Source organism: Streptomyces ficellus (assembly GCF_009739905.1).
Taxonomy (GTDB): domain Bacteria; phylum Actinomycetota; class Actinomycetes; order Streptomycetales; family Streptomycetaceae; genus Streptomyces; species Streptomyces ficellus_A.
Genome location: NZ_CP034279.1, coordinates 2,217,784 through 2,244,708, shown reverse-complemented (window position 1 = coordinate 2,244,708; position 26,925 = coordinate 2,217,784). Strand labels below are relative to the sequence as shown.

Annotated in this window: 8 protein-coding genes and 1 pseudogene; 8 read left to right on the top strand and 1 reads right to left on the bottom strand. The window is 72.9% G+C overall.

All coding sequences use genetic code 11. The annotated features are described in order from the left end of the window. Nucleotides 1-23: 23 nt before the first annotated feature. From EIZ62_RS09525 to EIZ62_RS09490, 8 genes and pseudogenes are all read left to right on the top strand, one after another. Nucleotides 24-13,634, top strand: a complete 13,611-nt coding sequence (locus tag EIZ62_RS09525) for a type I polyketide synthase (protein WP_156692275.1) — start codon at nt 24-26, stop codon at nt 13,632-13,634. Nucleotides 13,635-13,660: 26 nt separating this feature from the next. Further along, nucleotides 13,661-19,219 (top strand): annotated as a pseudogene (locus EIZ62_RS09520) (type I polyketide synthase); the annotation flags it as partial. 32 nt (nt 19,220-19,251) lie between these two features. Then, complete coding sequence (locus EIZ62_RS09515; RefSeq protein WP_156692273.1) at nt 19,252-20,526, top strand: activator-dependent family glycosyltransferase; 1,275 nt, start codon at nt 19,252-19,254, stop codon at nt 20,524-20,526. Nucleotides 20,527-20,624: 98 nt separating this feature from the next. After that, nucleotides 20,625-21,548, top strand: coding sequence for a glucose-1-phosphate thymidylyltransferase RfbA (rfbA, locus tag EIZ62_RS09510; protein ID WP_156692272.1), 924 nt, complete (start codon nt 20,625-20,627; stop codon nt 21,546-21,548). A gap of 86 nt (nt 21,549-21,634) precedes the next feature. Next, entirely contained in the window at nt 21,635-22,756 is a 1,122-nt protein-coding gene (locus EIZ62_RS09505) for a DegT/DnrJ/EryC1/StrS family aminotransferase (RefSeq protein WP_156692271.1), read from the top strand. A gap of 26 nt (nt 22,757-22,782) precedes the next feature. Further along, nucleotides 22,783-23,385 carry a dTDP-4-dehydrorhamnose 3,5-epimerase family protein gene (locus tag EIZ62_RS09500; RefSeq protein WP_156692270.1) on the top strand — a complete coding sequence of 201 codons (603 nt, stop codon included), beginning with the start codon at nt 22,783-22,785 and terminating at the stop codon, nt 23,383-23,385. Continuing rightward, complete coding sequence (locus tag EIZ62_RS09495) at nt 23,382-24,377, top strand: NAD-dependent epimerase/dehydratase family protein (protein WP_208827841.1); 996 nt, start codon at nt 23,382-23,384, stop codon at nt 24,375-24,377. The genes EIZ62_RS09500 and EIZ62_RS09495 overlap by 4 nt, the downstream gene beginning before the upstream one ends. After that, nucleotides 24,374-25,774 (top strand): NDP-hexose 2,3-dehydratase family protein, encoded by a 1,401-nt coding sequence (locus tag EIZ62_RS09490; RefSeq protein WP_156692268.1) that lies wholly within the window; start codon nt 24,374-24,376, stop codon nt 25,772-25,774. The genes EIZ62_RS09495 and EIZ62_RS09490 overlap by 4 nt, the downstream gene beginning before the upstream one ends. 58 nt (nt 25,775-25,832) lie before the next feature. Here the strand turns inward: EIZ62_RS09490 and rfbB are convergent, their stop codons facing one another. Next, nucleotides 25,833-26,828 carry a dTDP-glucose 4,6-dehydratase gene (rfbB, locus tag EIZ62_RS09485; protein ID WP_156692267.1) on the bottom strand — a complete coding sequence of 332 codons (996 nt, stop codon included), beginning with the start codon at nt 26,826-26,828 and terminating at the stop codon, nt 25,833-25,835. Between the last annotated feature and the right edge of the window lie 97 nt (nt 26,829-26,925).

Below are 26,925 nucleotides of genomic sequence, written 5' to 3'. Positions count from 1 at the left end.
GCCCCGGCGGGCGAACCACCTGAATGACCGAGAACGACACCGAGGGAAGTGCTGAAGTGCTGCGCAGCGATCTGATCCGGCCGTTGCACGAACTGCTGCGGGACCAAGCCGAGCGGCTCGGCGGCAAGACCGCCTTCTCCGACGCCCGGCGCAGCGTGGACTACGCCGAGCTGGAACGCCGCACCGCGTGGCTGGCCGGACACTTCCGCACGCTCGGCCTGGACCGCGGCGACCGCGCCGCCATCCACCTCGACAACGGCGTCGACATGGTGGAGAGCTACCACGCGATCGCCAGGGCCTCCGGCATCGGCATTCCAGTCAACCCCCGCACCAGCGGCGACGAACTCGACCACATCCTCACCGACGCCGGCGTACGCCTCCTCGTCACCGACCCCGCCCGCCTCGACGACATCCGCGCGCTGCTGCCCCGCCACCCCGGCCTGATCGTCGTCGTCACAGGCGACACCCTGCCCGCGGGCTCACCCTCCGGCACGGTCTCGTTCACCACCCTGGCCACCACCGAACCCACGCGGCCCGCCCGGGACGACCTCGGCCTCGACGACCCGGCCTTCATGCTGTACACGTCCGGGACGACCGGCCGCCCCAAGGGCGTGCTGTCCACCACGCGCAACTCCCTGTGGACCGTCGCTGCCTGCTACGCGCCGACGCTCGGCCTCTCGGGTGACGACCACGTCCTGTGGCCGCTGCCCCTGTCGCACTGCCTCGGCCACCACCTCGGCGTGCTCGGCGTCACCGCCGTCGGCGCGACCGCCCACATCATGACCGCCTTCTCGGCGGGCGAGGCACTCGAACTGCTCACGACCCGCGACTTCACCTTCCTCGCCGCCGTCCCGGCCATGTACCACCAGCTGGTGGAGGCGGCCCGGGAACGCGGCACCGGTGTGTCCGACACGCTGCGCGTCTGCCTCACCGCCGGCTCCGTCGCCTCCGAGCCCCTGCGCGCCCTGGTGCGGGAACGGTTCGGCGTCGACCTGCTCGACAGCTACGGCACCACCGAGACCTGCGGCCCCATCACCGCCAACGCACCCGACGGCCCGCGCGTGCACGGCTCCTGCGGACGCCCGCTGCCGGGACTGGAACTCCGGCTCGTCGACCCGCGGACCGGCGAGGACGTCCCCACCGGCCAGGAGGGCGAGGTGTGGGTACAGGGACCGAACGTCATGCTCGGCTACTACGACGGTGCCACCGGCACCGCCACGCCCCCCGCGGACGGCTGGCACCGCACGGGCGACCTGGCGTGCCGCGACGCGGACGGCTTCCTCACCGTCACCGGCCGGATCAAGGAGCTGATCATCCGCGGCGGCCAGAACATCCACCCCGGCGAGGTCGAGGAGGTGCTGCGCCAGGTCCCCGGCGTCGTCGACGCCGCCGTCGTCGCGGTGCCCCACGACGTCCTCGGGCAGGTCCCGGTGGCTCTCGTCGTACCGGGCCCCGACGGCGTCGACGCGCCGCGCCTGTTCGCCGAGTGCCGCACCCGGCTGTCGTACTACAAGGTCCCCGAGGAACTCCACACCGTCGCTCGCATCCTGCGGACTCCCTCAGGCAAGATCGTCCGGGACGCCCTGCTCGACCAGCCGCGCCGGCTCCTCGCCACCGGTACGGGCACCGTCGACGGCCTATTCCGCCTGGACTGGGTACCGCTGCCGGACAGCGGAAGCGCCGACACCCGCGCCTGGGAACTGCACGGCGGGAGCCCGGAGACCGCCGAGGGCGACCCGGCCGTCGTCCGGCCGCTCGGCGACCCCGCCGACCTGGCGGACGGTGTCGCCGCCCGCCTCGCGGACCTCGCCGACGAGACGGGCCGCACGGACGAGGGGAACCCCCCGGCGCCGTCACGGCTCGTCGTCGTGACCCGGGGCGCCGTGGACGCGGCGTTCCAGACCGGCCCGGTGGCCGGAGAAGCATGGTCCCGGCTGAGGTCCCTCCAGACCGCGCACCCCGGACGGCTCGTCCTCGTCGACCTCGACGAGGACGCCATCACCCCCGACGCCCTGCGCCGGCTCGTCGAATCGGGCGAGCCTCGGATCGCCGTCCGCGCGGGCGACGCCCTCGTCCCACGGCTCGCCCCGGCGGCCGCACCCCACACGGCCGTCCCCCGCCTCGACCCCGACGGCCTCACCGTCGTCACCGGCGCACGGGGGACCGTGGGCGCCGCCGTCGCCGAGCAGCTCGTCACCGGTCACGGCGTACGCCGCCTGCTGCTCACCGACCGGGACAGCGAGGGCCTCGCCGCGCTCACCGCCGAACTGACCGCCCTCGGTGCCGACGTCCGCACCACCACCGACGCGGTGGCCGACTTGGACGGCCCGGTGACCGCGCTCGTGCACGCCGCGCCCATGGCCGACGGCCCGGACCCGGACGACACGCACGCCCTGCACGCCTTGTACGAGGCCGCCGGCGGCAGCGGCCTGCCCGCCCTCGTGGTGATCGCCCCACTGACCACGGCCCTCGGCGCCGACGGTCAGGACGCCGGCGCGTCCACCGCCTCCGCCGCCGCCCTCGTCCGCGCCCACCGCGCCCATGGCGGCACCGGCGCCCTGCTCGCCACGGCCGCCTGGGCCGACGGTGACGAAACGGCGATCCCCGTCCGGGACGGACTGGCCCTGTTCGACACCGCCCTGACCGGCCCGGACACAGGCCTCCTGGCCCCCGGCCCGGCCCGGCCCGCGGCCCACCTCCTCCTGCCACCGCGCGCGGCCGACACCGCGGACGACTGGACGGCGCCCGACGCCTCCGTACGCGCCCGGCTCGCCCACGAGCTGGAGCCGCTCACCGACGCCGCGCGTCGGGCGGCACTCGTCGAGCGCGTCGTGGCCGCGGTCGTCGCCGTCCTCGGCGACAACGCGCCCACGACCGTCGCCGCGGACCGGGCCTTCAAGGAACTCGGCCTGACGTCCCTGACCGCGGTCCGGCTGCGCAACCGGCTCGTCGAGGCCACCGGTCTCGCCCTTTCCGCCGCCGTCGCCTTCGACCACCCCACCCCCGAAGCGCTGGCCCGCCACCTCGCCGCCGAACTGACGGGTACGCCCGCCGACACCGCCACCCCCGCGTCGCGTCGCCCCCGGCCGGCCGACGACGAGCCGATCGCGATCGTGGCCATGGGCTGCCGCTACCCGGGCGGCATCACCTCCCCGGAGGACCTGTGGAGCCTCGTCGTCGAAGGCCGTGAGGGCATCGGCGAGTTCCCCGCGAACCGCGGCTGGGACCTCGCCGCGCTGTTCGACACGGACCCGGACGCACCCGGTACCTGCTACACCCGCCACGGCGGATTCCTGCACGACGTCGGCGACTTCGACCCCGGCTTCTTCGGCATCGCCCCCGGCGAGGCCCTCGTGATGGACCCGCAGCAGCGGCTGCTGCTGGAGGTGTCGTGGGAGGCGTTCGAGCGGGCCGGCATCGACCCGGTCTCGCTGCGCGGCAGCCGCACCGGCGTCTGGGCCGGTCTCATGCACCACGACTACGCGGAGCGTTACGAAGGCGTTCCCGAGGAGCTGGAGGGCTACCTCGGCACCGCGGCGGCCGGCAGTGTCGCCTCCGGCCGCATCGCCTACACCCTGGGCCTGGAGGGCCCGGCCGTCACCGTGGACACGGCGTGCTCGTCGTCGCTGGTCGCCCTGCACCAGGCGGCACAGGCGCTGCGGCAGGGCGAGTGCGACCTCGCCCTGGCCGGCGGCGTGGCGGTCATGGCCTCGCCGCAGGTGTTCCTCGACTTCTCCCGCCAGCGGGCGCTGTCACCCGACGGCCGGTGCCGTGCCTTCGCCGCCGGTGCCAACGGCACCGGCTGGTCCGAAGGCGCCGGCATGCTCCTCCTGGAGCGGCTCTCGGACGCGGTCCGCAACGACCACCCCGTGCTCGCGATCGTCCGGGGATCGGCCCTGAACCAGGACGGTGCGTCGAATGGTTTGACGGCGCCGAATGGTCCGTCGCAGCAGCGGGTGATCCGTGAGGCGTTGGCGGGTGCGGGGTTGTCGGTGGTGGATGTGGATGTGGTGGAGGCTCATGGGACGGGGACGTCTTTGGGTGATCCGATTGAGGCGGAGGCGTTGCTGGCGACGTATGGGCGTGGTGATCGTGGGCGTCCGGTGTTGTTGGGGTCGTTGAAGTCGAACATCGGGCATGCGCAGGCGGCTGCGGGTGTGGGTGGTGTGATCAAGATGGTGATGGCGATGCGTGCGGGTGTGGTGCCTCGGACGTTGCATGTGGATGCGCCGTCGCCGCATGTGGACTGGTCGTCGGGTGCGGTGGAGTTGGTGACGGAGAACGTCGCGTGGCCGGGGTCTGTTGGGGGTGTGCGTCGGTCTGCGGTGTCGTCGTTCGGGATCAGTGGGACGAACGCGCATGTGATTTTGGAGTCGGCGCCGGGGGTGGAGTCGGTGCCTGGCGCTGCGGAGTCGGTGTCTGGTGGCGGGGAGTCGGTGCCCGGTTCGGTGCCGGGTGTGGTGCCGTGGGTGGTGTCGGGGAAGTCGGCGGGGGCGCTGGATGCGCGGCTGGTGGCCCTGGGTTCGGTGGGTTCGCCGGTGGGTGCGCGGGGCCGGGTGGATGTGGGTTGGTCGTTGTTGGGTCGGTCGGTGTTTGGTCATCGGGCGGTGGTGTTGGCTTCTGCTGAGGGTGTGGTGGAGGCGGCGCGTGGTGTGGTTGATGGTGTGGGTCGGGTGGGGGTGTTGTTCTCGGGTCAGGGTGCTCAGCGTTTGGGTATGGGCCGGGAGTTGTATGGGCGTTTCCCGGTGTTTGCGGGGGTGTTTGATGAGGTGGTGGGGCGGTTTGATGGTTTGCGTGAGGTGGTGTGGGGGTCGGATGCGGGGTTGTTGAGTCGGACGGGTTGGGCTCAGCCGGCGTTGTTTGCGGTTGAGGTGGCGTTGTTCCGGTTGGTGGAGTCGTTGGGTGTGGTGCCGGAGTTTGTGTCGGGTCATTCGATTGGTGAGGTGGCTGCGGCGCATGTGGCGGGGGTGTTGTCGCTTGAGGATGCGTGTGTGCTGGTGGGGGCGCGTGCGCGGTTGATGGAGGCTCTGCCGGAGGGTGGGGCGATGGTGGCGTTGGGTGTGTCTGAGGCGGAGGTGTTGCCGCTGTTGGGTGAGGGGGTGTCGATCGCTGCGGTCAATGGTCCTGAGGCTGTGGTGGTCGCGGGTGATGTGGGTGCGGTGGAGGGGGTGGTTGCTGCGTTGCCGGGGCGGAAGTCGTCGCGGTTGCGGGTGTCGCATGCGTTTCATTCGCCGTTGATGGAGCCGATGTTGGCGGAGTTCCGTGCGGTGGTGGAGGGGTTGTCGTTCTCCGAGCCGCGTATGCCGTTGGTGTCGAATGTGACGGGTGGTGTGGCTGGTCCTGGGTTGGTGTCGTCGCCGGAGTACTGGGTGCGGCATGTTCGGGAGGCGGTGCGTTTCGGTGATGGGGTGCGGGCGCTTGCCGATGCCGGGGTGTCGGTGTTTTTGGAGCTGGGTCCTGATGGTGTGTTGTCGGGGATGGCGGCGGGTGTGGTGCCGGGTGTGGTGACGGTGCCGGTGTTGCGGAAGGACCGGTCGGAGGAGCAGGCGTTCCTGTCGGCGCTGGGGCGGTTGTTCACGTCGGGTGTCGCGGTGGACTGGGGGGTGTTGTTCGAGGGGACCGCCGCCACCCGGGTCGACCTGCCCACCTATCCCTTCCAACGCCAACGCTACTGGCTCGAAGCACACGGCACCGGATCCGGCGATGTGCGCGCGACGGGCATGTCCGCCGCCGGGCACCCCCTGCTCGCGGCGGCCGTCGAACTGGCCGACGACGGACGCGTACTGTTCACCTCCCGCCTGTCCCGGGCGACCCACCCGTGGCTGGCCGAGCACACTGTCGGCGGCCGGGCGATCGTGCCCGGAGCCGCCTTCGTCGAGATGGCGGTGCGGGCCGGCGACGAGGTCGGTTGCGCCACCGTGGCGGAGCTGACCCTCAGCTCACCGCTGACGCTCGCCGAGACCGGCGCCGTACGGATCCAGCTGACGGTCGACGCGCCGGACGACTCCGGCCACCGACGGTTCGGCGTGTTCGCGCAGGAGGAGGGCCAGGACGACACCTGGACCCGGCACGCCGAGGGCGTCCTCGGGCCGGAGCCCGCGGACGACACGTTCACACTGGCGGGCCAGTGGCCCCCGCAGGGCGCCGAACCCGTCGAGCTGACCGGACTGTACGAACGCCTCGACGCCCAGGGGTACGGCTACGGTCCGCTGTTCCAGGGCCTCAAGGCCGCCTGGCGCGGGCGGGACGGCGAGGTGTTCGCCGAGGTCGCCCTGCCCGACGGGGCCGACGTGTCCGAGTACGGCATCCACCCGGCACTCCTCGACGCCGCCCTGCACACCACCCACACCCGAGAGCCGGGGACGGAACTGCGCCTCCCGTTCTCCTGGACCGGGGTCAGCCTCGCCGCCGCGGGCGCGTCCCGCCTGCGGGTCGCCCTCACCCCGGTCGGCGACGGCGACACCGTGTCGCTCCGGCTCGCCGACCCGGCCGGCCAGCCCGTCGCCTCCGTGACGTCGCTGACCCTGCGCGCCGGCACCACCCCGCAGGCAGGCGGTGCCGGGGCCACCGCGCCCCTGTACGCGATCGAGTGGACGTCCGCGCCGACGGCCGGCACCGGGGGCGCACCCGCCACCTGGGGCGAGGCCACGGACACGGCCGGGCTCGACGCGCTCGCCGCGGCCGGACCCGTACCGGACGCCGTCCTGGTACCGTGCCCGCCCCTCGGCGGTCCCCTCGCCGAGGCCGCCCGTACCGCCGCCCACCGTGCGCTGGCGCTGATGCGGCACTGGCTGGCCGACGACCGGTTCGCCGCGTCCCGCCTGGTGTTCGTCACCCGCGGGGCCATGGCCGCCGCCTCCGGCGAAGAGGCGGGCGACCCGCCCAACGCCGCACTCTGGGGCCTGGTCCGCTCGGCGCAGACCGAGCACCCGGACCGCTTCGTCCTGGTCGACGGCGAACCCGGCACGGAACCCGAACGCCCGCTCCTGGCGGCCGCGCTCGCCACCGGTGAGCCGCAGCTCGCCTTGCGCGACACCTCCGTCCGCGTACCCCGTCTGACGCGCACACCGCGCGCGGAGACCGGGCGTACCCACCTCGACCCCGAGGGAACCGTCCTCGTCACCGGGGCTACCGGGGCGCTCGGCCGGGTCATCACCCGCCACCTCGTCACCGCGTACGGCGCCCGGCACCTGCTGCTGGCCGGCCGCCGGGGCTCCGACGCCCCCGGCGCGGCCGGTCTCGTCTCCGAACTGGAGGACCTCGGCGCCCGCGTCACCCTGGCGGCGTGCGACACCGGCGACCGGGACGCGGTCGCCGCCCTCCTGGCCGGGATACCCGCGGCACACCCGCTGACCGCTGTCGTGCACAGCGCGGGAGTCCTCGACGACGGCGTACTCGCCGCCCTGACCCCCGACCGCATCGACGCCGTCATGCGCCCCAAGGTGGACGCCGCCGTCAATCTGCACGAACTGACCGACGGCACGCCCCTCGACGCGTTCGTCGTGTTCTCCTCGGTGTCGGGCGCCCTCGGCGGGGCGGGCCAGGCCAACTACGCCGCGGCCAACGTCTTCCTCGACGCCCTCGCCGAGCACCGACGCGCCATCGGACTGCCCGCGACCTCCATCGCCTGGGGGCTGTGGGCTGAGCACGGCGGCATGGCCGGCGCCCTCGCCGAGGCGGACGTCAAGCGGCTGAAGCGTTCCGGGATCACCCCGCTGACCACGGACGAGGGACTCGCGCTCTTCGACGCCGCGCTCCACGGGGACCGCGCCGCGGTGGTCGCGGCGCGCATCGACACCGCCGCACTGCGCGCCCAGGCCACCGGCCCGGTGCCCGCCGTACTGCGCGGCCTGGCGCCCGCACCCGCCCGCCGCACCGCGAGCGGCGGCGACACGACACTGACGCAGCGCCTCCTCGGCCTGCCCGAGCAGGCACGGACCGAGACGGTCCGGGAACTCGTCGCCACGGAGGTCGCGACGGTACTCGGCAGGGCCGCGCTCACCGCGGCGGACGCCGACCGGTCCTTCGGGGACCTCGGCTTCGACTCGCTGACCGTGGTCGAGCTGCGCCACCGGCTCGCCGCCGCCACCGGGCTGCGGCTTCCCGCGGCGGTCGCCTTCGACTACCCGACGGTCGCCGCGCTCGCCGCACACATCCGCGACGAATTGACCGGCACGGCCCTCCCGGCCACCGCGCCCGCCGCACGGCCCGCCCGGGCCGCCGACGACGAGGCGATCGCGATCGTGGCCATGGGCTGCCGCTACCCGGGCGGGATCGAGTCCCCCGACGACCTGTGGAACCTGGTCCACGAAGGTGTCGACGCGATCGGCGAGTTCCCGACCGACCGCGGCTGGGACCTCGGCCGTCTCTTCGACGACGACCCGGACACACCCGGGACCTCCTACGCCCGCCACGGCGGCTTCCTGACCGGCCCCGGTGACTTCGACGCGGAGTTCTTCGGGATGAGCCCGAGGGAGGCACTGGCCACCGACCCGCAGCAGCGGCTGCTGCTGGAGGTGTCGTGGGAGGCGTTCGAGCGGGCCGGCATCGACCCGGTCTCGCTGCGCGGCAGCCGCACCGGCGTGTTCGCCGGCGTGATGCACCACGACTATGTGTCGCGGCTCGGTGGGGTGCCCGAGGAGCTGGAGGGATACGTGAGCACGGGGACCGCGGGCAGTGTCGCCTCCGGCCGCGTCTCCTACACCTTCGGCTTCGAGGGTCCGACCCTGACCGTGGACACGGCGTGTTCGTCGTCGCTGGTCGCCCTGCACCTGGCGGCGCAGGCGCTGCGGCAGGGCGAGTGCGACCTCGCCCTGGCCGGCGGCGTGACCGTCCTCGCGTCACCCGAGACCTTCGTCGAGTTCTCCCGCCAGCGCGGCCTGTCCCCGGACGGCCGGTGCCGTGCCTTCGCGGCGGCCGCCAACGGCGTCGGCTGGTCCGAGGGTGCTGGTGTTCTCCTGCTGGAGCGGCTGTCCGACGCCGTGCGCAACGGGCGCCGGATCCTTGGCGTGGTGCGCGGCAGCGCGGTCAACTCCGATGGTGCGTCGAATGGTTTGACGGCGCCGAATGGTCCGTCGCAGCAGCGGGTGATCCGTGAGGCGTTGGCGGGTGCGGGGTTGTCGGTGGTGGATGTGGATGTGGTGGAGGCTCATGGGACGGGGACGTCTTTGGGTGATCCGATTGAGGCGGAGGCGTTGCTGGCGACGTATGGGCGTGGTGATCGTGGGCGTCCGGTGTTGTTGGGGTCGTTGAAGTCGAACATCGGGCATGCGCAGGCGGCTGCGGGTGTGGGTGGTGTGATCAAGATGGTGATGGCGATGCGTGCGGGTGTGGTGCCTCGGACGTTGCATGTGGATGCGCCGTCGCCGCATGTGGACTGGTCGTCGGGTGCGGTGGAGTTGGTGACGGAGAACGTCGCGTGGCCGGGGTCTGTTGGGGGTGTGCGTCGGTCTGCGGTGTCGTCGTTCGGGATCAGTGGGACGAACGCGCATGTGATTTTGGAGTCGGCGCCGGGGGTGGAGTCGGTGCCTGGCGCTGCGGAGTCGGTGTCTGGTGGCGGGGAGTCGGTGCCCGGTTCGGTGCCCGGTTCGGTGCCGGGTGTGGTGCCGTGGGTGGTGTCGGGGAAGTCGGCGGGGGCGCTGGATGCGCGGCTGGTGGCCCTGGGTTCGGTGGGTTCGCCGGTGGGTGCGCGGGGCCGGGTGGATGTGGGTTGGTCGTTGTTGGGTCGGTCGGTGTTTGGTCATCGGGCGGTGGTGTTGGCTTCTGCTGAGGGTGTGGTGGAGGCGGCGCGTGGTGTGGTTGATGGTGTGGGTCGGGTGGGGGTGTTGTTCTCGGGTCAGGGTGCTCAGCGTTTGGGTATGGGCCGGGAGTTGTATGGGCGTTTCCCGGTGTTTGCGGGGGTGTTTGATGAGGTGGTGGGGCGGTTTGATGGTTTGCGTGAGGTGGTGTGGGGGTCGGATGCGGGGTTGTTGAGTCGGACGGGTTGGGCTCAGCCGGCGTTGTTTGCGGTTGAGGTGGCGTTGTTCCGGTTGGTGGAGTCGTTGGGTGTGGTGCCGGAGTTTGTGTCGGGTCATTCGATTGGTGAGGTGGCTGCGGCGCATGTGGCGGGGGTGTTGTCGCTTGAGGATGCGTGTGTGCTGGTGGGGGCGCGTGCGCGGTTGATGGAGGCTCTGCCGGAGGGTGGGGCGATGGTGGCGTTGGGTGTGTCTGAGGCGGAGGTGTTGCCGCTGTTGGGTGAGGGGGTGTCGATCGCTGCGGTCAATGGTCCTGAGGCTGTGGTGGTCGCGGGTGATGTGGGTGCGGTGGAGGGGGTGGTTGCTGCGTTGCCGGGGCGGAAGTCGTCGCGGTTGCGGGTGTCGCATGCGTTTCATTCGCCGTTGATGGAGCCGATGTTGGCGGAGTTCCGTGCGGTGGTGGAGGGGTTGTCGTTCTCCGAGCCGCGTATGCCGTTGGTGTCGAATGTGACGGGTGGTGTGGCTGGTCCTGGGTTGGTGTCGTCGCCGGAGTACTGGGTGCGGCATGTTCGGGAGGCGGTGCGTTTCGGTGATGGGGTGCGGGCGCTTGCCGATGCCGGGGTGTCGGTGTTTTTGGAGCTGGGTCCTGATGGTGTGTTGTCGGGGATGGCGGCGGGTGTGGTGCCGGGTGCGGTGACGGTGCCGGTGTTGCGGAAGGACCGGTCGGAGGAGCAGGCGTTCCTGTCGGCCTTGGGGCGGTTGTTCACGTCGGGTGTCGCGGTGGACTGGGGGGTGTTGTTCGAGGGGACCGCCGCCACCCGGGTCGACCTGCCCACCTATCCCTTCCAACGCCAACGCTACTGGCTCGAAGCGTCCCGCTCCCAGCGGAGCGACGTGCACTCGGCCGGTCTGGAAAGCACCGGACACGCCCTGCTCGGCGCGGCGGTCGCGCTCGCCGGCTCGGGCGGGCACGTGTTCACCGCCCGGCTCTCGATCCGTGAACACCCCTGGCTCGCCGAGCACCGCGTCGGCGGCGTGGTTCCGTTGCCCGGCGCGGCGCTCGTCGAGTGCCTGGTCCGGGCGGGGGACGAGGTGGGTTGTGGCACGCTCGAGGAGCTGGTGATCGTCTCGCCGGTCCTCCTGCCGGAGGACGGGGAGGTCCAGCTCCAGGTGTCGGTGGGCGCGGCCGCGGACGACGGACGGCGCGCCGTCACCGTCCACGGGCGCGGCGGCGCGCTGGAGGAGTGGACCACGCACGCCACGGGCACCCTGGGCGCCGAGCCGCGGGAGCCGGCCGAGGACGGGCGGCTGCTGTCGTGGCCGCCCGCCGGGAGCGAGCCGGTCGACGTGGCGGGACTGTACGAGGAGCTGGCGGCGACCGGTCTCGAGTACGGGCCGGCGTTCCGCGGCATCCGCGCCGCCTGGCGGTGCGGCGACGAGGTGTTCACCGAGATCGAGCCGCAGACCGCTCCCGACACGGCCGGCTTCACCCTCCATCCCGCGCTGATCGACGCGGCCGTCCACTCGGCCGCGCTGGTCGGGCCGGTGGCGGAGGCGAAGCTGCCGTTCTCCTGGAACGGTGTCACCGTGCACGCCGGGAAGGCGTCCGCCCTGCGGGTACGAGTCACCCCCACCGGCACGGACACCTTCGCCGTGCTCGCCACCGACGGTGGCGGCCGGCCGGTGCTGACGGTCGACTCCCTCCTCGTACGGCCCCCAGCCGCCGGGAGCGCGACGCGCACACCGGAGCACCTGTACCGCCCCGAGTGGGTGGAGGTCGCCCCGAGCGGCGGAGCGGTCCCGGTGGACGGCGGTGGCTGGGCCGTGGTCGGCGAGGACCTGTTCGGCGTGGCCGAGGGGCTCGGGACCGAGGTGGCGCGTTTCGCGGACCTCTACGGGCTGGGCACGGCGATGGACGAGGGCCGGCCGGCTCCCGCCGTGGTCTTCGTCCCCGTCCCGGCGTCCACCGGTGCGCTGGAGGCGACCGTCGGCACGCTCGGGACGATCCAGGCCTGGCTCGCCGACGCGCGGTTCAGCGAATCGAAGCTGGTGTTCCTCGGTCACGCCGCGACAACCGGCGCCCCCGGTGACACGGTCGCCCCCGGTCTCCCGGAGGGGCAGGGCGGGTCCGACGCCCTGGCGGCCGCCGCCGCCTACGGCCTCGTACGGACGGCCCAGACGGAGCACCCGGGCCGGTTCCTGCTGCTGGAACTCGACCCCGCCGAAACGCCGTCCGCGCCCCTGCTCGCCGGTGCCGTCACCCTCGACGAGCCGCAACTCGCCCTGCGCGGGGAGGCCGTGCTGGCACGGCGCGTGGTCCGCGCCCGCACGACCGACGCAGCGGCGCCGGACTGGGGCGACAGCGTGCTGATCACCGGCGGCACCGGGACACTGGGCCGCCTGGTCGCCCGGCACCTGGTCACCGCGTACGGGGTCCGCCGCCTGGTGCTGGCCGGCCGCCGGGGCCCGGACGCGCCCGGCGCCGCGGAACTCGTGACTGAACTGACCGCGCTGGGGGCCGACGTCACCGCTGTCGCTGTGGACCTCACCGACCGGGAGGGCGTCGCGGCCCTGCTCGCCGCCCATCCGCCGACCGCCGTCGTGCACGCGGCCGGGGTCGTCGCGGACGGCACCGTCGAGTCGCTCACCGCGGACGACGTCGCCACCGTCTTCCGGCCGAAGGTCGACGTGGCCGCGCACCTGGACGAGCTGACCCGGGACCGCGGGCTGAGCGCCTTCGTGCTGTTCTCGTCGATCGCGGGTGTCCTCGGCGCTCCCGGCCAGGGCAACTACGCGGCGGCCAACGCCTACCTGGACGCGCTGGCCGAACGGCGGCGCGCCGCCGGCCTGCCGGCCACCTCGATCGCCTGGGGCCTGTGGGAGGAGTCCAGCGGGATGACGGAGGGGCTGGCCGATCAGGACCGGCGCCGGATGTCCTCCGCCGGTGTCCTGCCGATCCCCAGCGGCCAGGGACTCGCCCTGCTGGACGACGCGCACGCGGCGGGCGCGCCGGTACTCGCGGCGATGCGCCTGGACCTGAACACGCTGCGGTCCCGCGCCCTGGAAGGCACGCTCCCCGCCCAGCTGCGCGATCTCGTGCCGGTCCGCAACCGCCGTACCGCGGCGGCCGGGTCCGGGGACGGGCCCGCCCTCGCCCGCCGCTTGCGCGGCCTGCCCCCGGCGCAGCGCACCCAGGCGATGGTGGCGGCCGTGGTCGCCGAGACGGCGGCCGTGCTGGGGCACACCGGGACGGGCACCGTGAAGGCGGGGCGCGACTTCAAGGAGCTGGGCTTCGACTCGCTCACCGCGGTCGAGCTGCGCAACCGGCTCGCCGCGGCGACCGGGCTGCGGCTCCCCGCCAGCATCGTGTTCGACCACCCCAACCCGCGGGCGGTCGCCGAGTTCCTGCTCACCGAGCTCGAACCGGCCGCCGGCAGCGGCACGGCGACGGAGCCCGAGGTCCGTGAGGTACTCGCCGGGATCCCGCTGGAACTGCTGCGTCAGGCCGGACTGCTGGACAAGCTCCTGGAGTTGGCGGACGGTCCCGCGACCGGCGCCCTGGAGGTCCAGGACGACGTCGGCGCCGGCCCCGACACCCCCGACCCCCGCCGTACCGAAGACCGGATCGACTCGATGGACGCCGACGACCTGGTGGCCATGGCCCTCGGGCACGACGCCTGACGCCCCGTCGCTGAAGAGGATGGAACATGACGAACTCCGACAGCCGGATCGTGGAAGCGCTGCGGGCGTCGCTCAAGGAGACCGAGCGGCTCCGTGAGCAGAACCGCGAGCTCGTCGCGGCCGCCACCGAACCGATCGCGATCGTTGGCATGAGCTGCCGCTACCCGGGTGGCGTGTCCTCGCCCGAGGACCTGTGGCGGCTCGCCGAGAGCGGTGCCGACGCCATCGGCCCCTTCCCCGACGACCGCGGCTGGGACCTGGCGAACCTGTTCGACGACGACCCCGACAGCAAGGGCCGCACCTACGCCCGCGGTGCCGGGTTCCTGACCGGCGTGGCCGACTTCGATCCGGCCTTCTTCGGCATATCACCGCGGGAGGCCACGACGATGGACCCGCAGCAGCGGCTGCTGCTGGAGGCGTCGTGGGAGGCCGTCGAGCGGGCGCGGATCGACCCCGTCTCGCTGCGCGGCAGCCGCACTGGCGTCTTCGCCGGCATCATGGCCAGTACGTACGGGATGCGGCAGCTGATGGCGCCGGGCGGGGCCGGCGAGTACGAGGGCTACCTCGGCAACGGCAGCCTTGGCAGCGTCACCTCCGGCCGGGTGTCGTACACCCTGGGCCTGGAGGGTCCCGCGGTCACGGTGGACACCGCCTGCTCGTCGTCACTCGTGGCGATCCACCTGGCGGCGCAGTCGCTGCGCCGGGGGGAGAGCACCCTCGCGCTCGCCGGTGGCGCCACGGTGATGTCCACGCCGTCGCTGTTCATCGAGTTCAGCCGGCAGCGGGCGATGTCGTCCGACGGGCGCTGCAAGTCCTTCTCCTCCACGGCCGACGGCACCGGCTGGTCCGAGGGCGTCGGCGTGGTGCTGCTGGAGCGCCTCTCGGACGCCCGGCGCAACGGGCACCCCGTGCTGGCGGTCCTGCGCGGCTCGGCCGTCAACCAGGACGGCGCGTCGAACGGCCTGACCGCGCCCAACGGGCCCGCGCAACAGCGGGTGATCCGGGCGGCGCTGGCCGACGCGGGCGTGCCGTCCACCGGGGTGGACGCCGTCGAGGCGCACGGCACGGGCACCCGCCTGGGCGACCCCATCGAGGCGCAGGCCCTGCTGGCCACCTACGGGCAGGGGCGTGAAAGGCCGCTGTGGCTGGGCTCATTGAAGTCGAACACCGGACACACGCAGGCCGCCGCCGGGGTCGGTGGAGTGATCAAGATGGTGCAGGCGATGCGGCACGGCGTCCTGCCCCGCACGCTGCACGTCGAGGAGCCCACGCCGCAGGTCGACTGGTCGGCCGGTGAGGTACGCCTGCTGACCGAGCGCACCCCGTGGCCCGAGGTCGACCGGCCGCGCCGCGCAGGCGTCTCGGCGTTCGGCGTCAGCGGCACCAATGCCCACGTCATCCTGGAGGAGGCCCCCGCGGACGCCCCCGCGGCCACCCCGTCGGCCGCCGCGCCCGGGCCCCGGCCCGCGCCCGCCTCCGTATCCGCTTGCCCACCAGCGTCCGACTCCGCGGCGGGTACGCCGGTCCTGTGGCCGCTGTCCGCGTCCGACGGCGCCGCGCTGCGCGGGCAGGCAGCACGGCTGGCCTCCTGGCTGGCCGGCTCGGACGCCGAACCGGCCGACGTCGGATGGTCCCTCGCCACCACCCGGGCCGCCCTGGATCACCGTGCCGTCGTCATCGGCGAGGACCGGGCGGAGCTGCTCGCCGCGCTCACGGCCCTCGCCGACGGCGACACCGGCGCCGCCGGTACCGTCACCGGCCGCGTCACCGAAGGCGGCGTGGTGTTCGTCTTCCCCGGCCAGGGCAGCCAGTGGGTCGGCATGGGCCGCGAACTGGTCGCCGAGTCACCCGAGTTCGCCGCTTCGATGCGGCGGTGTGCCGACGCGCTCGCCCCACACGTGGACTGGGACCTCATGGAGGTCCTCGGCGACGAGGAGGCGCTGCGGCGCGTCGACGTCGTACAGCCCGCCCTGTTCTCCGTGATGGTGTCCCTCGCGGCGCTGTGGCGCGCCCACGGCATCGAGCCCGCCGCCGTCGTCGGCCACTCCCAGGGGGAGATCGCCGCCGCGCACGTCGCCGGCGCGCTCGGCCTGGAGGACGCCGCGCGGGTGGTGGCCCTGCGCAGCCAGGCCATCGCCGCCACCCTCGCCGGACACGGCGGCATGGTGTCCGTGCCCCGCTCAGCCGAGGACACCGCCGCGCTCATCGCCTCCTTCGGCGCCCAGCTCACCGTCGCCGCCTGCAACGGCCCCCACAGCACCACGGTCGCGGGGGACGCCGAGGCGGTCGAGGAACTGCTCGCCCGGTGCGAGGAGCAGGGCGTACGGGCCCGGCGCGTACCCGTCGACTACGCGTCCCACAGCAACCACGTCGCATCCCTGCACGAGCGGCTGCTGAAGGAGCTGGACGGGATCCGCCCGCAGCGGCCCGCCGTCCCGTTCTACTCCGGTCTGACCGGCGCCCTCCTCGACGAGACCCCGCTGACGGCGGCCTACTGGTACGAGAACCTCCGCAACCCGGTCGAGTTCACCCGGGCCACCGAGGCGCTGCTCGACGACGGCCACCGGCTGTTCATCGAGTGCAGCGCCCACCCCGTCCTCACGGCCGCCCTCCAGGACACGGCGGACCGTGCGGACACGGACGCCACCGTGCTCGGCTCCCTCCGGCGCGACCGGGGGGGCCGTGACCGCTTCCTGACCTCACTCGCCACCGCGTACGTCCACGGCGCCGAACCGTCCTGGGCCGCCGTCCACGGCCGTGGCCGCCGACCGGTCGACCTGCCCACGTACGCCTTCCAGCGGCAGCGGTTCTGGCTCGCCGGGCCCGTCGTCACCGGTGGTGACGCCGCGTCGCTCGGCCTGGACGCCCCCGGACACCCCCTGCTGGGCGCGGGCACCGCCCTGCCCGGCTCGGGCGGCTACCTGTTCACCTCCCGGCTCGCGCTGAACGCCCAGCCCTGGCTGGCCGACCACGTGGTCCACGGGGTGACCGTCCTGCCGGGAACGGCGCTGGTCGAACTGGCCGTGCGGGCCGGAGATCAGGTGGGGCACCCGGTGGTGGAGGAGCTGACGGTCCTCGCACCGCTCACCGTTCCCGCCACCGGCGGCGTGCTGCTGCGTGTCACGGTGGACGGCGGCCCGGAGAACGGCGGCCCCGGCGACGGGGCGACCGGCGGCACCCGCGCCCTCCAGGTCCACGCACGCCACGAGGACGAGCCCGCCGACGGCCCCTGGACCCTCCACGCCACCGGCACCCTGGGGCGCGACGCCGGGACGGAGCCGGTGCACCTGCGGGCCTGGCCGCCCGCGGCCACCGAACTTGACGTCACGGGCCTGTACGGGTCGCTCCAGGACACCGGCCTCGACTACGGCGACGCCTTTCGCGGCCTCGGCCGGGTCTGGCGCTCCGCGGACGAGACCTTCGCCGAGGTCACCCTCCCCGAAGAGGTCGGCCAGGACGGTTTCGTGCTGCACCCGGCGCTGTTCGACGCCGCGCTGCACGCCGTCGCCGCCGGAGGCCCGGCCGGTGGGACGGACGGGCCGGACCCGCGGGCCGCGGCGCCGTCCCCCCTGATCCCGTTCGTCTGGTCGGGCGTCCGCCTGCACGCCGGGAACGCGCGGAGTGTGCGCGTACGCCTCACCAGGACGGCCGAGGACACGCTGGCCATCGACGTCTGCGACGGCGAGGGCGCCCCGGTCGCCTCCGTCACGTCGGTGGTGGCCCGCCCTCTGGACCCGGCGCGGCTGACCGGCCCGGGCAGGGCCACCTCGCCCCTCCTGCCCTACCGGCCGCACTGGCAGCCGGTGCCCGTACCGCGGCAGCCGGCGGACCTGCTCCTGGTGGACGACCTCGACTCCGTACCCGCACAGGGCGCCCCGGACCACATCGCCGTCCGGCTCGCCCCCGACCCCGCGGCGGCGCCCGCCGACGCCGCCCGGACCCACACCCACCGGGTACTCGGTCTGCTCCAGCGCTGGGCCGCCGAACCGCGCTTCGCCGACGCACGCCTGGTCGTCGTCACCCGTGGCGCGGCCGGTGACGACGCCACCGACCCGGCGCAGGCCGCGGTGTGGGGTCTGGTGCGTTCCGCGCAGTCCGAACACCCCGGACGGTACGTCCTCGTCGACGAGGACCCCGGCGCGGACGAGGGGTCGCCGGCACTCGCCACCGCCGTGGCCACCGGCGAACCACAGCTGCTCGTCCGCGACGGCGTACCGCACGCCCCGCGGCTGCGCCGGGCCGATCCGCCGACGGCCGGGGAACGCCCGCTCGCCGGCCCCGACGGCACCGTTCTGATCACCGGCGGCAGCGGCGGCCTCGGCAGGCTGCTCGCCCGGCACCTGGCGACCCGGCACGGCGTGCGCCACCTCACCGTCCTCTCGCGGCGGGGCCCCGCCGCACCGGGGACGCGGGAACTCGCCGCCGAACTGGCCGCGTCGGACACGGCCGTGACCTTCGTGGCCTGCGACGTCTCCGACCGTGCCGCCCTGACCGCCGCCCTGGACTCCCTCGACCGACCGCTGCACGCGGTCGTCCACGCCGCGGGAGTCCTGGACGACGGGGTGATCGAGGCGCTCACCCCGGACCGGATCGACACCGTCCTCGCCCCTAAGGCCGACGCCGCCGCCCACCTGGACGAGCTGACCCGCGACCACGACCTGCGGGCGTTCGTCCTCTTCTCCTCCGTGGCGGGCATCGTCGGCGGCCTCGGGCAGGGCAACTACTCCGCCGCCAACACCTTCCTGGACGCCCTCGCGACCGCGCGGCGCCACTGCGGCCTGCCCGCGACATCCCTGGCGTGGGGGCTGTGGGAACAGGACGGCGACATGACCGCGCACCTCGGCACCGGCCGGCGCGACCGGCTGGCCCGGGGCGGTCTGCTGCCCCTCACCGACGAGCAGGGCCTCGCCCTGTTCGACGCGGCCCTCCTCGCCGACGACGCCGTCCAGGTCCCCGTACGCCTCGACCCCAGGGCCCTGCGGGACGGCGACGGCCTGCCGCCCATCCTGCGGGACCTGGCGGCGTCCCCGGCCCGGCGCACCGCCGCGTCCGCCGCGTCCGGCGGCCCCGGCCTCGCCGAGCGGCTCGCGCAGCTCCCGCCGACCGGACGGGAACAGGCTCTCGCCGACCTCGTGTACGCGGAGATCGCCGGCGTACTCGGCCACGGGACGGGGCCGGTGGACCCGGCACGGCCCTTCAAGGACCTCGGCTTCGACTCCCTGACCGCCGTCGAACTGCGCAACCGGCTGACCGCCGCGACCGGCCTTCGACTGCCGACGACGCTGGTGTTCGACCACCCCACACCGGCGGCGCTGCTCGCCTCGGTCCGCACCCGGCTGCTGGGGGAGGCGCCCGCGCCCTCCGAGTCCCTGCTCGCCGAACTCGACCGGATCGACGAGGCGTTCGCCGCCATCGAGACCAGCGGTGAAGAACGGTCGGTGCTCACCGCCCGGCTCCAGACACTGCTGGCGAAGTGGCGGGCGGGCGGCGACGCCGAGGACACGACCGACGCGCGGGGCGCGATCGAGAACGCCAGCGACGACGAGATGTTCGCGCTCATCGACACCAAGATCGGTACGGCCTGACCTACCGCAGCACAGAGAGGAGTGAGGCCGCCGTGCGCGTCGTCTTCACATCGTTCGCCCTGGCCGCACATTTCCTGGGCCAGGTCCCGCTCGCCTGGGCGCTGCGCGCGGCCGGGCACGAGGTCCGGGTCGCCAGCCAGCCCTCGCTCACCCGCACCATCACCGCGGCCGGCCTGACCGCCGTGCCGGTGGGTGACGACCACGCCTGGCAGGAGGCCATGGCGGCCACCGGGGCCGACGGCACCGGGGAGGACTGGGACGCCGTGCTGGACCTCGACCCGGCCCGCCCGGAAGTCCACCACTGGGAGGTGCTGCGCGCCGTCCAGGCCCAGACCACCGAACGGTTCCTGGCCCCCGCCAACAACGACTCGATGGTGGACGACCTGGTGGCGTTCGCCCGCTCGTGGCGGCCGGACCTGGTGCTCTGGGAGCCGTTCACGCCCGCCGGGGCGATCGCCGCCGAGGCGGTCGGGGCGGCCCACGCCCGGCTGCTGTGGGGCGCGGACCTCTTCCTGGACCAGCGGCAGGCCTTCCTGCGCGAGCTGGAGCACCGGCCCGCCGCCCAGCGCCGGGACCCGGCCGCCGACTGGCTCGGCGGGCTGCTCGACCGATACGGGCTGGTCTTCGACGAGCGGATGCTCCGCGGCATGTGGACGGTCGACCAGATGCCCTCCGGCATCCGGCTGCCGCTCGACGGGCACACCGTGCCGATGCGCTACCTGCCGTACAACGGCACGGCCGTCGTCCCCGACTGGCTGCGCGAGCCGCCGGCCCGGCCCCGGATCTGCCTCACCCTCGGCATCACCGGCCGGGACGGGGCCGACTTCCTCGGGGTGCCGCTGACCAAGCTGTTCGACGCGGTCGCCGACCTCGACGCGGAGATCGTCGCCACGCTCGACGCCACCCAGCGCGAACAGGTGCCGAACCTGCCGGACAACGTGCGGGCCGTCGAGTTCGTACCGCTGCACGCCCTCCTGCCGACCTGCTCGGCCATCGTCCACCACGGCGGTGCGGGCACCTGGTCGACCGCGTGTGCCTCCGGCGTTCCGCAACTCATATTCCCCTCCGTATGGGACGACTTCTATCGGGCGCGGCGCACGGCCGAACTCGGCGCGGGAATCGTCATCCAGCCCAAGGAACTCACCTCCGAGGGACTGCGGAAGAGCCTGCGGCGCCTTCTGGAGGAACCGTCCTTCTCGGACGGGGCGGAACGCCTGCGCCGCGACATGGAGGCCGATCCGGCTCCGAGTTCCGTCGTACCGCTGCTGGAGAAGCTCACGCTGGAGAACCAGGAATCCGGCTGGTGATCCGGTGACTTCCTCCCGCGGCCGGAGCGGAGGAGGGGCACAGCGAAAGAGAAGACTGCAACATCGACCGAGAACATCGGAAACGGGGCTTTGGTGTCATGCGTGGAATTCTTCTGGCAGGCGGAACAGGATCGCGGCTCTGGCCGCTCACCCTGACGGTGTCGAAACAACTGATACCCGTCTATGACAAACCCATGGTCTACTATCCGCTGTCCACGCTGATGATGGCCGGGGTCACCGAGGTGCTGATCGTCACCACCCGCAGGGACCAGGACCAGTTCCGGCGGCTCCTCGGCGACGGACATCAGTGGGGCATGGACCTGCAGTACGCCGTGCAGGACCGGCCCGGCGGCATAGCCGAGGCGTTGCTGCTCGGGGCCCGCTTCATCGGCGACCAGCCGGTGGCGCTGATCCTCGGCGACAACATCTTCCACGGCAACGGACTGGGCACCAGGCTGTCCGAGAACAAGGGCCTGACCGGGGCCCGCATCTTCGCCTACCCGGTCGCCGACCCGTCCCAGCTGGGAGTCGTGGAATTCGACGAGTACGGCAAGGCGATCTCCCTGGAGGAGAAGCCGGCGCGGCCCAAGTCCCGTTACGCCGTACCCGGCCTGTACTTCTACGCCCCCGACGTCGTCGACATCGCGGCAGGACTGCGCCCCAGCGCACGCGGGGAACTGGAGATAACCGCGGTCAACGAGGAGTACCTGAGGCGCGGAAACCTTCAGGTGACCGTGCTCGACCGGGGCGCCGCCTGGCTCGACACCGGAACGTTCGAGGCGCTGGTCCAGGCCTCGGAATACGTGAGAGTGGTGGAACAGCGTCAGGGTCTCAAGATAGGCTGCGTCGAAGAGGTCGCATGGCGAATGGGCCTCATTGACGACGCCCAACTGCGCATTCTCGCGGGGCGTCTGCTCAAAAGCGGTTACGGCGATTATCTCCTGGACCTGCTGGGGCGGCCCAACGGCCCCCACGAGGAAACCGGAAGGCGCATGCGGACCGCCGCGGGGGCGGTCCTGTGAACCGGCGCGTCCCGCACCCCCACCTTTCGACCACGGCCGACGGTTCTCCGGCCACGCACGAACCCAACGAAACACGAGGAGTACCCGTGACCACCTATGTCTGGGACTATCTGCCGGAGTACGAGAAGGAGAAGGCCGACATCCTCGCCGCCGTCGAGAAGGTGTTCTCCTCCGGCCGCCTGGTCCTCGGCGACAGCGTCCAGGGCTTCGAGCAGGAGTTCGCCGGCTACCACGGGGTGGGCCACTGCACCGGTGTCGACAACGGCACCAACGCCCTGAAGCTCGCCCTGGAGGCCCTCGGCGTCGGCCCCGGCGACGAGGTCATCACCGTCTCCAACACGGCGGCTCCCACCGTCGTCGCCATCATGGGCGCCGGTGCGACCCCCGTGTTCGTGGACGTCCGCGAGGAGGACTTCCTCATGGACACCGACCAGGTCGAGGCCGCGATCACCCCGCGCACCAAGGTGCTCCTGCCGGTCCACCTCTACGGCCAGTGCGTCGACATGGCGCCGCTGCGGCGGATCGCCGAGAAGCACGGGCTGAAGATCCTGGAGGACTGCGCCCAGGCGCACGGCGCCCGCCACCACGGCAGCCTCGCCGGCACGATGAGCGACGCCGCGGCGTTCTCCTTCTACCCCACCAAGGTCCTCGGCGCGTACGGCGACGGCGGCGCGGTGATCACCGCCGACGACGAAACCGACCGCGCCCTGCGGCAGTTGCGCTACTACGGCATGGACAAGGTCTACTACGTCGTCCGCACCCCGGGGCACAACGCTCGGCTGGACGAGGTGCAGGCCGAGATCCTGCGCACCAAGCTCGCCCGCCTCGACAGCTACATCGAGGGCCGCAACGCGGTGGCCCGGCGCTACGAGGAGGGCCTCGCCGACCTGACCGGCCCCGGCCGCCTCCAGCTGCCCGCCACCAACGACGGCAACACACACGTGTACTACGTGTACGTCGCCCGCCACCCGCGCCGCGACGAGATCATCGAGGCCCTCAAGGCCCACGACATCTCCCTCAACATCAGCTACCCGTGGCCGGTGCACACCATGTCGGGCTTCGAGCACCTGGGTTGGCCCAAGGGTTCGCTGCCCGTCACCGAGAGGCTGGCCGGGGAGATCTTCTCCCTGCCGATGTACCCGTCGCTGCCCGAGGCCGTGCAGGAGAAGACCATCGCGGCCCTCCGCGACGTCCTGGCCGCCCTGTGATCACCCCATCGGAAGGAACGACCACCATGCAGGTACAGAGCCTGGCCATCGAGGGCGTCTTCGCGTTCACGCCGCCCGTGTACAAGGACCACCGGGGCCACTTCTCGTCCCCGTACCAGGACGCCGCTTTCACCGGCGGCGTAGGCCACACGATCTTCCCCGTCCGCGACATCAGCCACAACGTCTCCGCCCGCGGCGTGCTGCGCGGCGTCCACTTCAGCAAGACCCCGCCCGGGCGCGCCAAGTACGTCTACTGCCCGCACGGAAAGGTGCAGGACTTCCTGGTCGACCTGCGCCTGGGCTCCCCGACGTTCGGACAGTGGCTCACCACCGAGCTGAGCGGTGACACCTGCAAGGCCCTGTACGTTCCGGACGGCGTCGGCCACGCCTTCCTGTCGCTTCAGGACGCCTCCATGATCGTGTACGTGATGGCCGCCGGTTACATACCGGAGAACGAGTACGCGATCAGCCCGTTCGACCCGGAGCTGGGCCTGGCCCTGCCCGACGGCTTCGACTTCGCCCAGTCGGAGCGGGACAGCGTGGCGCCCACCCTCGCCGAGGCCAAGGAGCTGGGCATGCTCCCCACCTACGAGGACTGCCAGAAGGTCGAGGCCGCGCTGTGGGGATGACCACCCCGCTGATCACCCTGCTCGGCGCGACCGGCTTCATCGGCTCCGCCGTGCTGCGTGAGCTGGCCGGTGAGCCGGTGCGGGTGCGGGCCGTCTCCCGGCGGCCCGCACCCGTCCCCGCCGGCGCGCGCGCCGACATCGAGGTCCGCGCCGCCGACCTCACCGGCCCCGGCGAAGTGGCCGCGGCCGTCGACGGCGCCGACGTCGTCATCCACACCGTCCTCTACAGTGCCGCCACCTCCACCTGGCGCATCGAGGACGGCGACACCGAGGCCGAGCGGGTCAACGTCGGCCTGGTCCGCGACCTCGTCACCGCCCTCGCCGACCGGGGCACCGGTGCGCGCGCCACGGTCCTGTTCACCGGCACGGTGGGCCAGGCGGGCCCGACCGGGGGCAAGGTGCTCGACGGCACCGAGCCGGACCGGCCGTCGGGGGAGTACGACCGGCAGAAGCTGGCCGCCGAGCGGCTCCTGCTGGCCGCCCACGCCCGTGGCGTGCTGCACGGCACCTCCCTGCGGCTGCCCACCGTGTTCGGTTCGGGTCCGGACTCCACCGCCGACGACCGCGGCGTCGTCTCGGCGATGACCCGCCGGGCGCTTGCCGGTGAGCCGATCACCATGTGGCACGACGGCACGGTCCGCCGCGACCTGGTGTACGTGGACGACGTGGCCCGCGCCCTGGTCGCCGGCGCCGGACGCCCCGAGGCACTCGCCGGCCGCCACTGGCTGGTGGGCACCGGTGTCGCCCGGCCGCTCGGCGAGGTCTTCCAGCAGGTCGCCGACCTGGTCGCGGCGCACACGGGCAAGCCGCCCGTGCCGGTGCTGTCCGTGGACCCGCCGGGCCACGCGGATCCCGGCGACTTCGCCGACATCGCCGTCGACGCCTCGGCGTTCCGCGCCGCCACCGGCTGGAGCCCGCGCACCCCGCTGGAGGAGGCGCTGCGCCGCACCGTCGCCCACCTGGCGGACGTGCGGGGACGGCAGGCGTCATGAGCGCCGGCACCGCCGTCCCCACCCGCCTGCGCCCCCGCGTGGAGCAGTCGCTGTCCGCCCGGCTCGCCCGGTCGGCGGCCGCCACGGGCGGCGGCTGCCACCTGCGGACGGACCAGGTCGCCGGCTGGCTGGCCGAGCGGGCCCGCGCCCACCGCTTCCGGGTGGAGCGCGTTCCGCTCGACGGCCTGGACGGATGGTCCTTCGCACCGGGTACGGGCGACCTGCGCCACCACACCGGCAGGTTCTTCTCCGTGGTGGGGCTCGCGGTCACCGTGGGGGAGGGGCCGGTGCCCGAGTGGCGCCAGCCGATCATCCACCAGCCGGAGGTCGGCATCCTCGGCATCCTCGCCAAGGAGTTCGACGGGGTCCTCCACTTCCTGGTGCAGGCCAAGATGGAACCCGGCAACCGCAACCTGCTCCAGATCTCGCCGACCGTCCAGGCCACCCGCAGCAATTACCAGCGGGTCCACCAGGGCTCCGGCGTCGCCTACCTGGAACACTTCACCGACCGGAGCTCGGGGCGGATCCTCAGCGACTCGCTCCAGTCGGAGCACGGCGCGTGGTTCTACCGCAAGGTCAACCGCAACATGCTGGTCGAGACCGAGGCGGACGTTCCGGTCGCGCCCGACTACTGCTGGCTGACCCTGGGCCAGATCGGGGAGCTGCTGCGGCTGGACAACGTGGTCAACATGGACGCCCGTACGGTCATCTCCTGCTTCCCGGTCGCGGAGCCCGGCACGGGCGCGCTGCGCTCCGACACGGAGCTGCTCTCGTGGTTCACCGCGGAGCGGGCCCGCCACGAGGTGGAGGCGCGGACGATACCGCTGGCCGACGTCGACGGCTGGGAGCGTGACGCGCACGGCCTCGCCCGGCCCGACGGCCGCTACTTCCGTGTCACGGGGGTCGCCGTCGAGGCGGGCAGCCGCGAGGTCACCGGCTGGTCCCAGCCCCTGATCGAGCCCTGCGACACGGGCGTCGCCGCCTTCCTGTACCGCGTTGTCGACGGTGTACCGCACCTGCTGGTCAACGCCAAGATGGAGGCCGGCTTCCTCGACAGGGTCGAACTGGCCCCGACGGTCCAGGCCACACCGAGGAACTGGCAGCACCTGCCGCGCGAGCGGCGTCCCGCGTTCCTCGACACGGTTCTGGCGGCGGCGGAGGAGGGCCGGGTCCGCTATGAGGCGGTCCACTCGGAGGAGGGCGGTCGGTTCCTCAACGCCGAGATCCGGTACATGTTCGTCGAGGCCGACGACACCGTAGCCCCGCTGGACCCCGGGCCCGGCTACCAGTGGGCGACGCCGGACCAGTTGAGCGCCCTGTCCTCGCACGGCCACTACCTGAACGTCCAGGCCCGGACGCTGCTCTCGTGCGTCAACGCGGGCGCCGTGCGCCTGTGAGCGGGAACCGCGTACGAGCGGGCGCCGCCTGTCGGGAACGACAGGCGGCGCCCGCTGTTCATCCGGCCGGTGCGAGGCGGGCGGCGCCGCCGAGCAGCGGCTCCCACCAGTATTCGTTGTCGCGGTACCAGGCGATGGTGTCGGCGAGCCCCTCGCCGAAGGGGATGAGGGGCTCGTAGCCCAGCTCCTCGCGACTCCTGCCGATGTCGAGCGAATAGCGCCGGTCGTGTCCCTTGCGATCGGCCACCCGTTCCACGAGTTCCCACCCCGTTCCGGTGGCGCGCAGCAGCTCTTCGACGAGCTGGAGATTACTCATCTCCTGACCGCCGCCCAAGTGGTACACCTGCCCGGCCCGCCCGTGTGAGAGCGCCAGTCCTATTCCCCGGCAATGGTCACTGACATGGAGCCAGTCGCGCACGTTCCCACCGTCTCCGTAAAGGGGAACGGAATTACCGGCGAACAGCCGGGTGATGAAAAGGGGAATCACCTTTTCCGGGAACTGGTAAGGGCCGTAGTTGTTCGAGCAGCGCGTGATGACGACGTCCATGCCGTGTGTGCGGTGCTGCGCGAGCGCCATCATGTCGGACGCGGCCTTGGAGGCGGCGTACGGCGAGTTGGGCGCCAGCGGCTGCCCCACCGGCCACGACCCCTCGCTGATCGACCCGTACACCTCGTCCGTCGAGACGTGCAGGAACCGCCCCACGCCGTGCCGGCGGGCCGCGTCCAGCAGGACCTGCGTGCCGAGCACGTTCGTGGTGACGAACGGCCCGGCGTCGGAGATGGACCTGTCCACGTGCGACTCGGCGGCGAAGTGCACGACGGCGTCCTGCCCCGCCATGACCTCGTCCACGACCGCCGGGTCGCAGATGTCGCCCCGCACGAACGAATAGCCCGGCATGCCCGCCACCGGATCCAGGTTGGCGAGGACTCCGGAATAGGTCAGCTTGTCCAGTACGGTGACCTGTGAAGCGGTGAGGGCGAGGGAGCCCTTTATCAATTGGCGTACGAACTCCGAGCCGATGAATCCGGCTCCGCCGGTTACGAGAATACGCATTGTGCAGAGTTTAGGGCAGTGCGGCGCCCAGAAAAAGGCCGACGGCGGGAATTCCGCAGGAAATGTGTGTGCCCGACGTCCTCCCGGATCGCCGCGC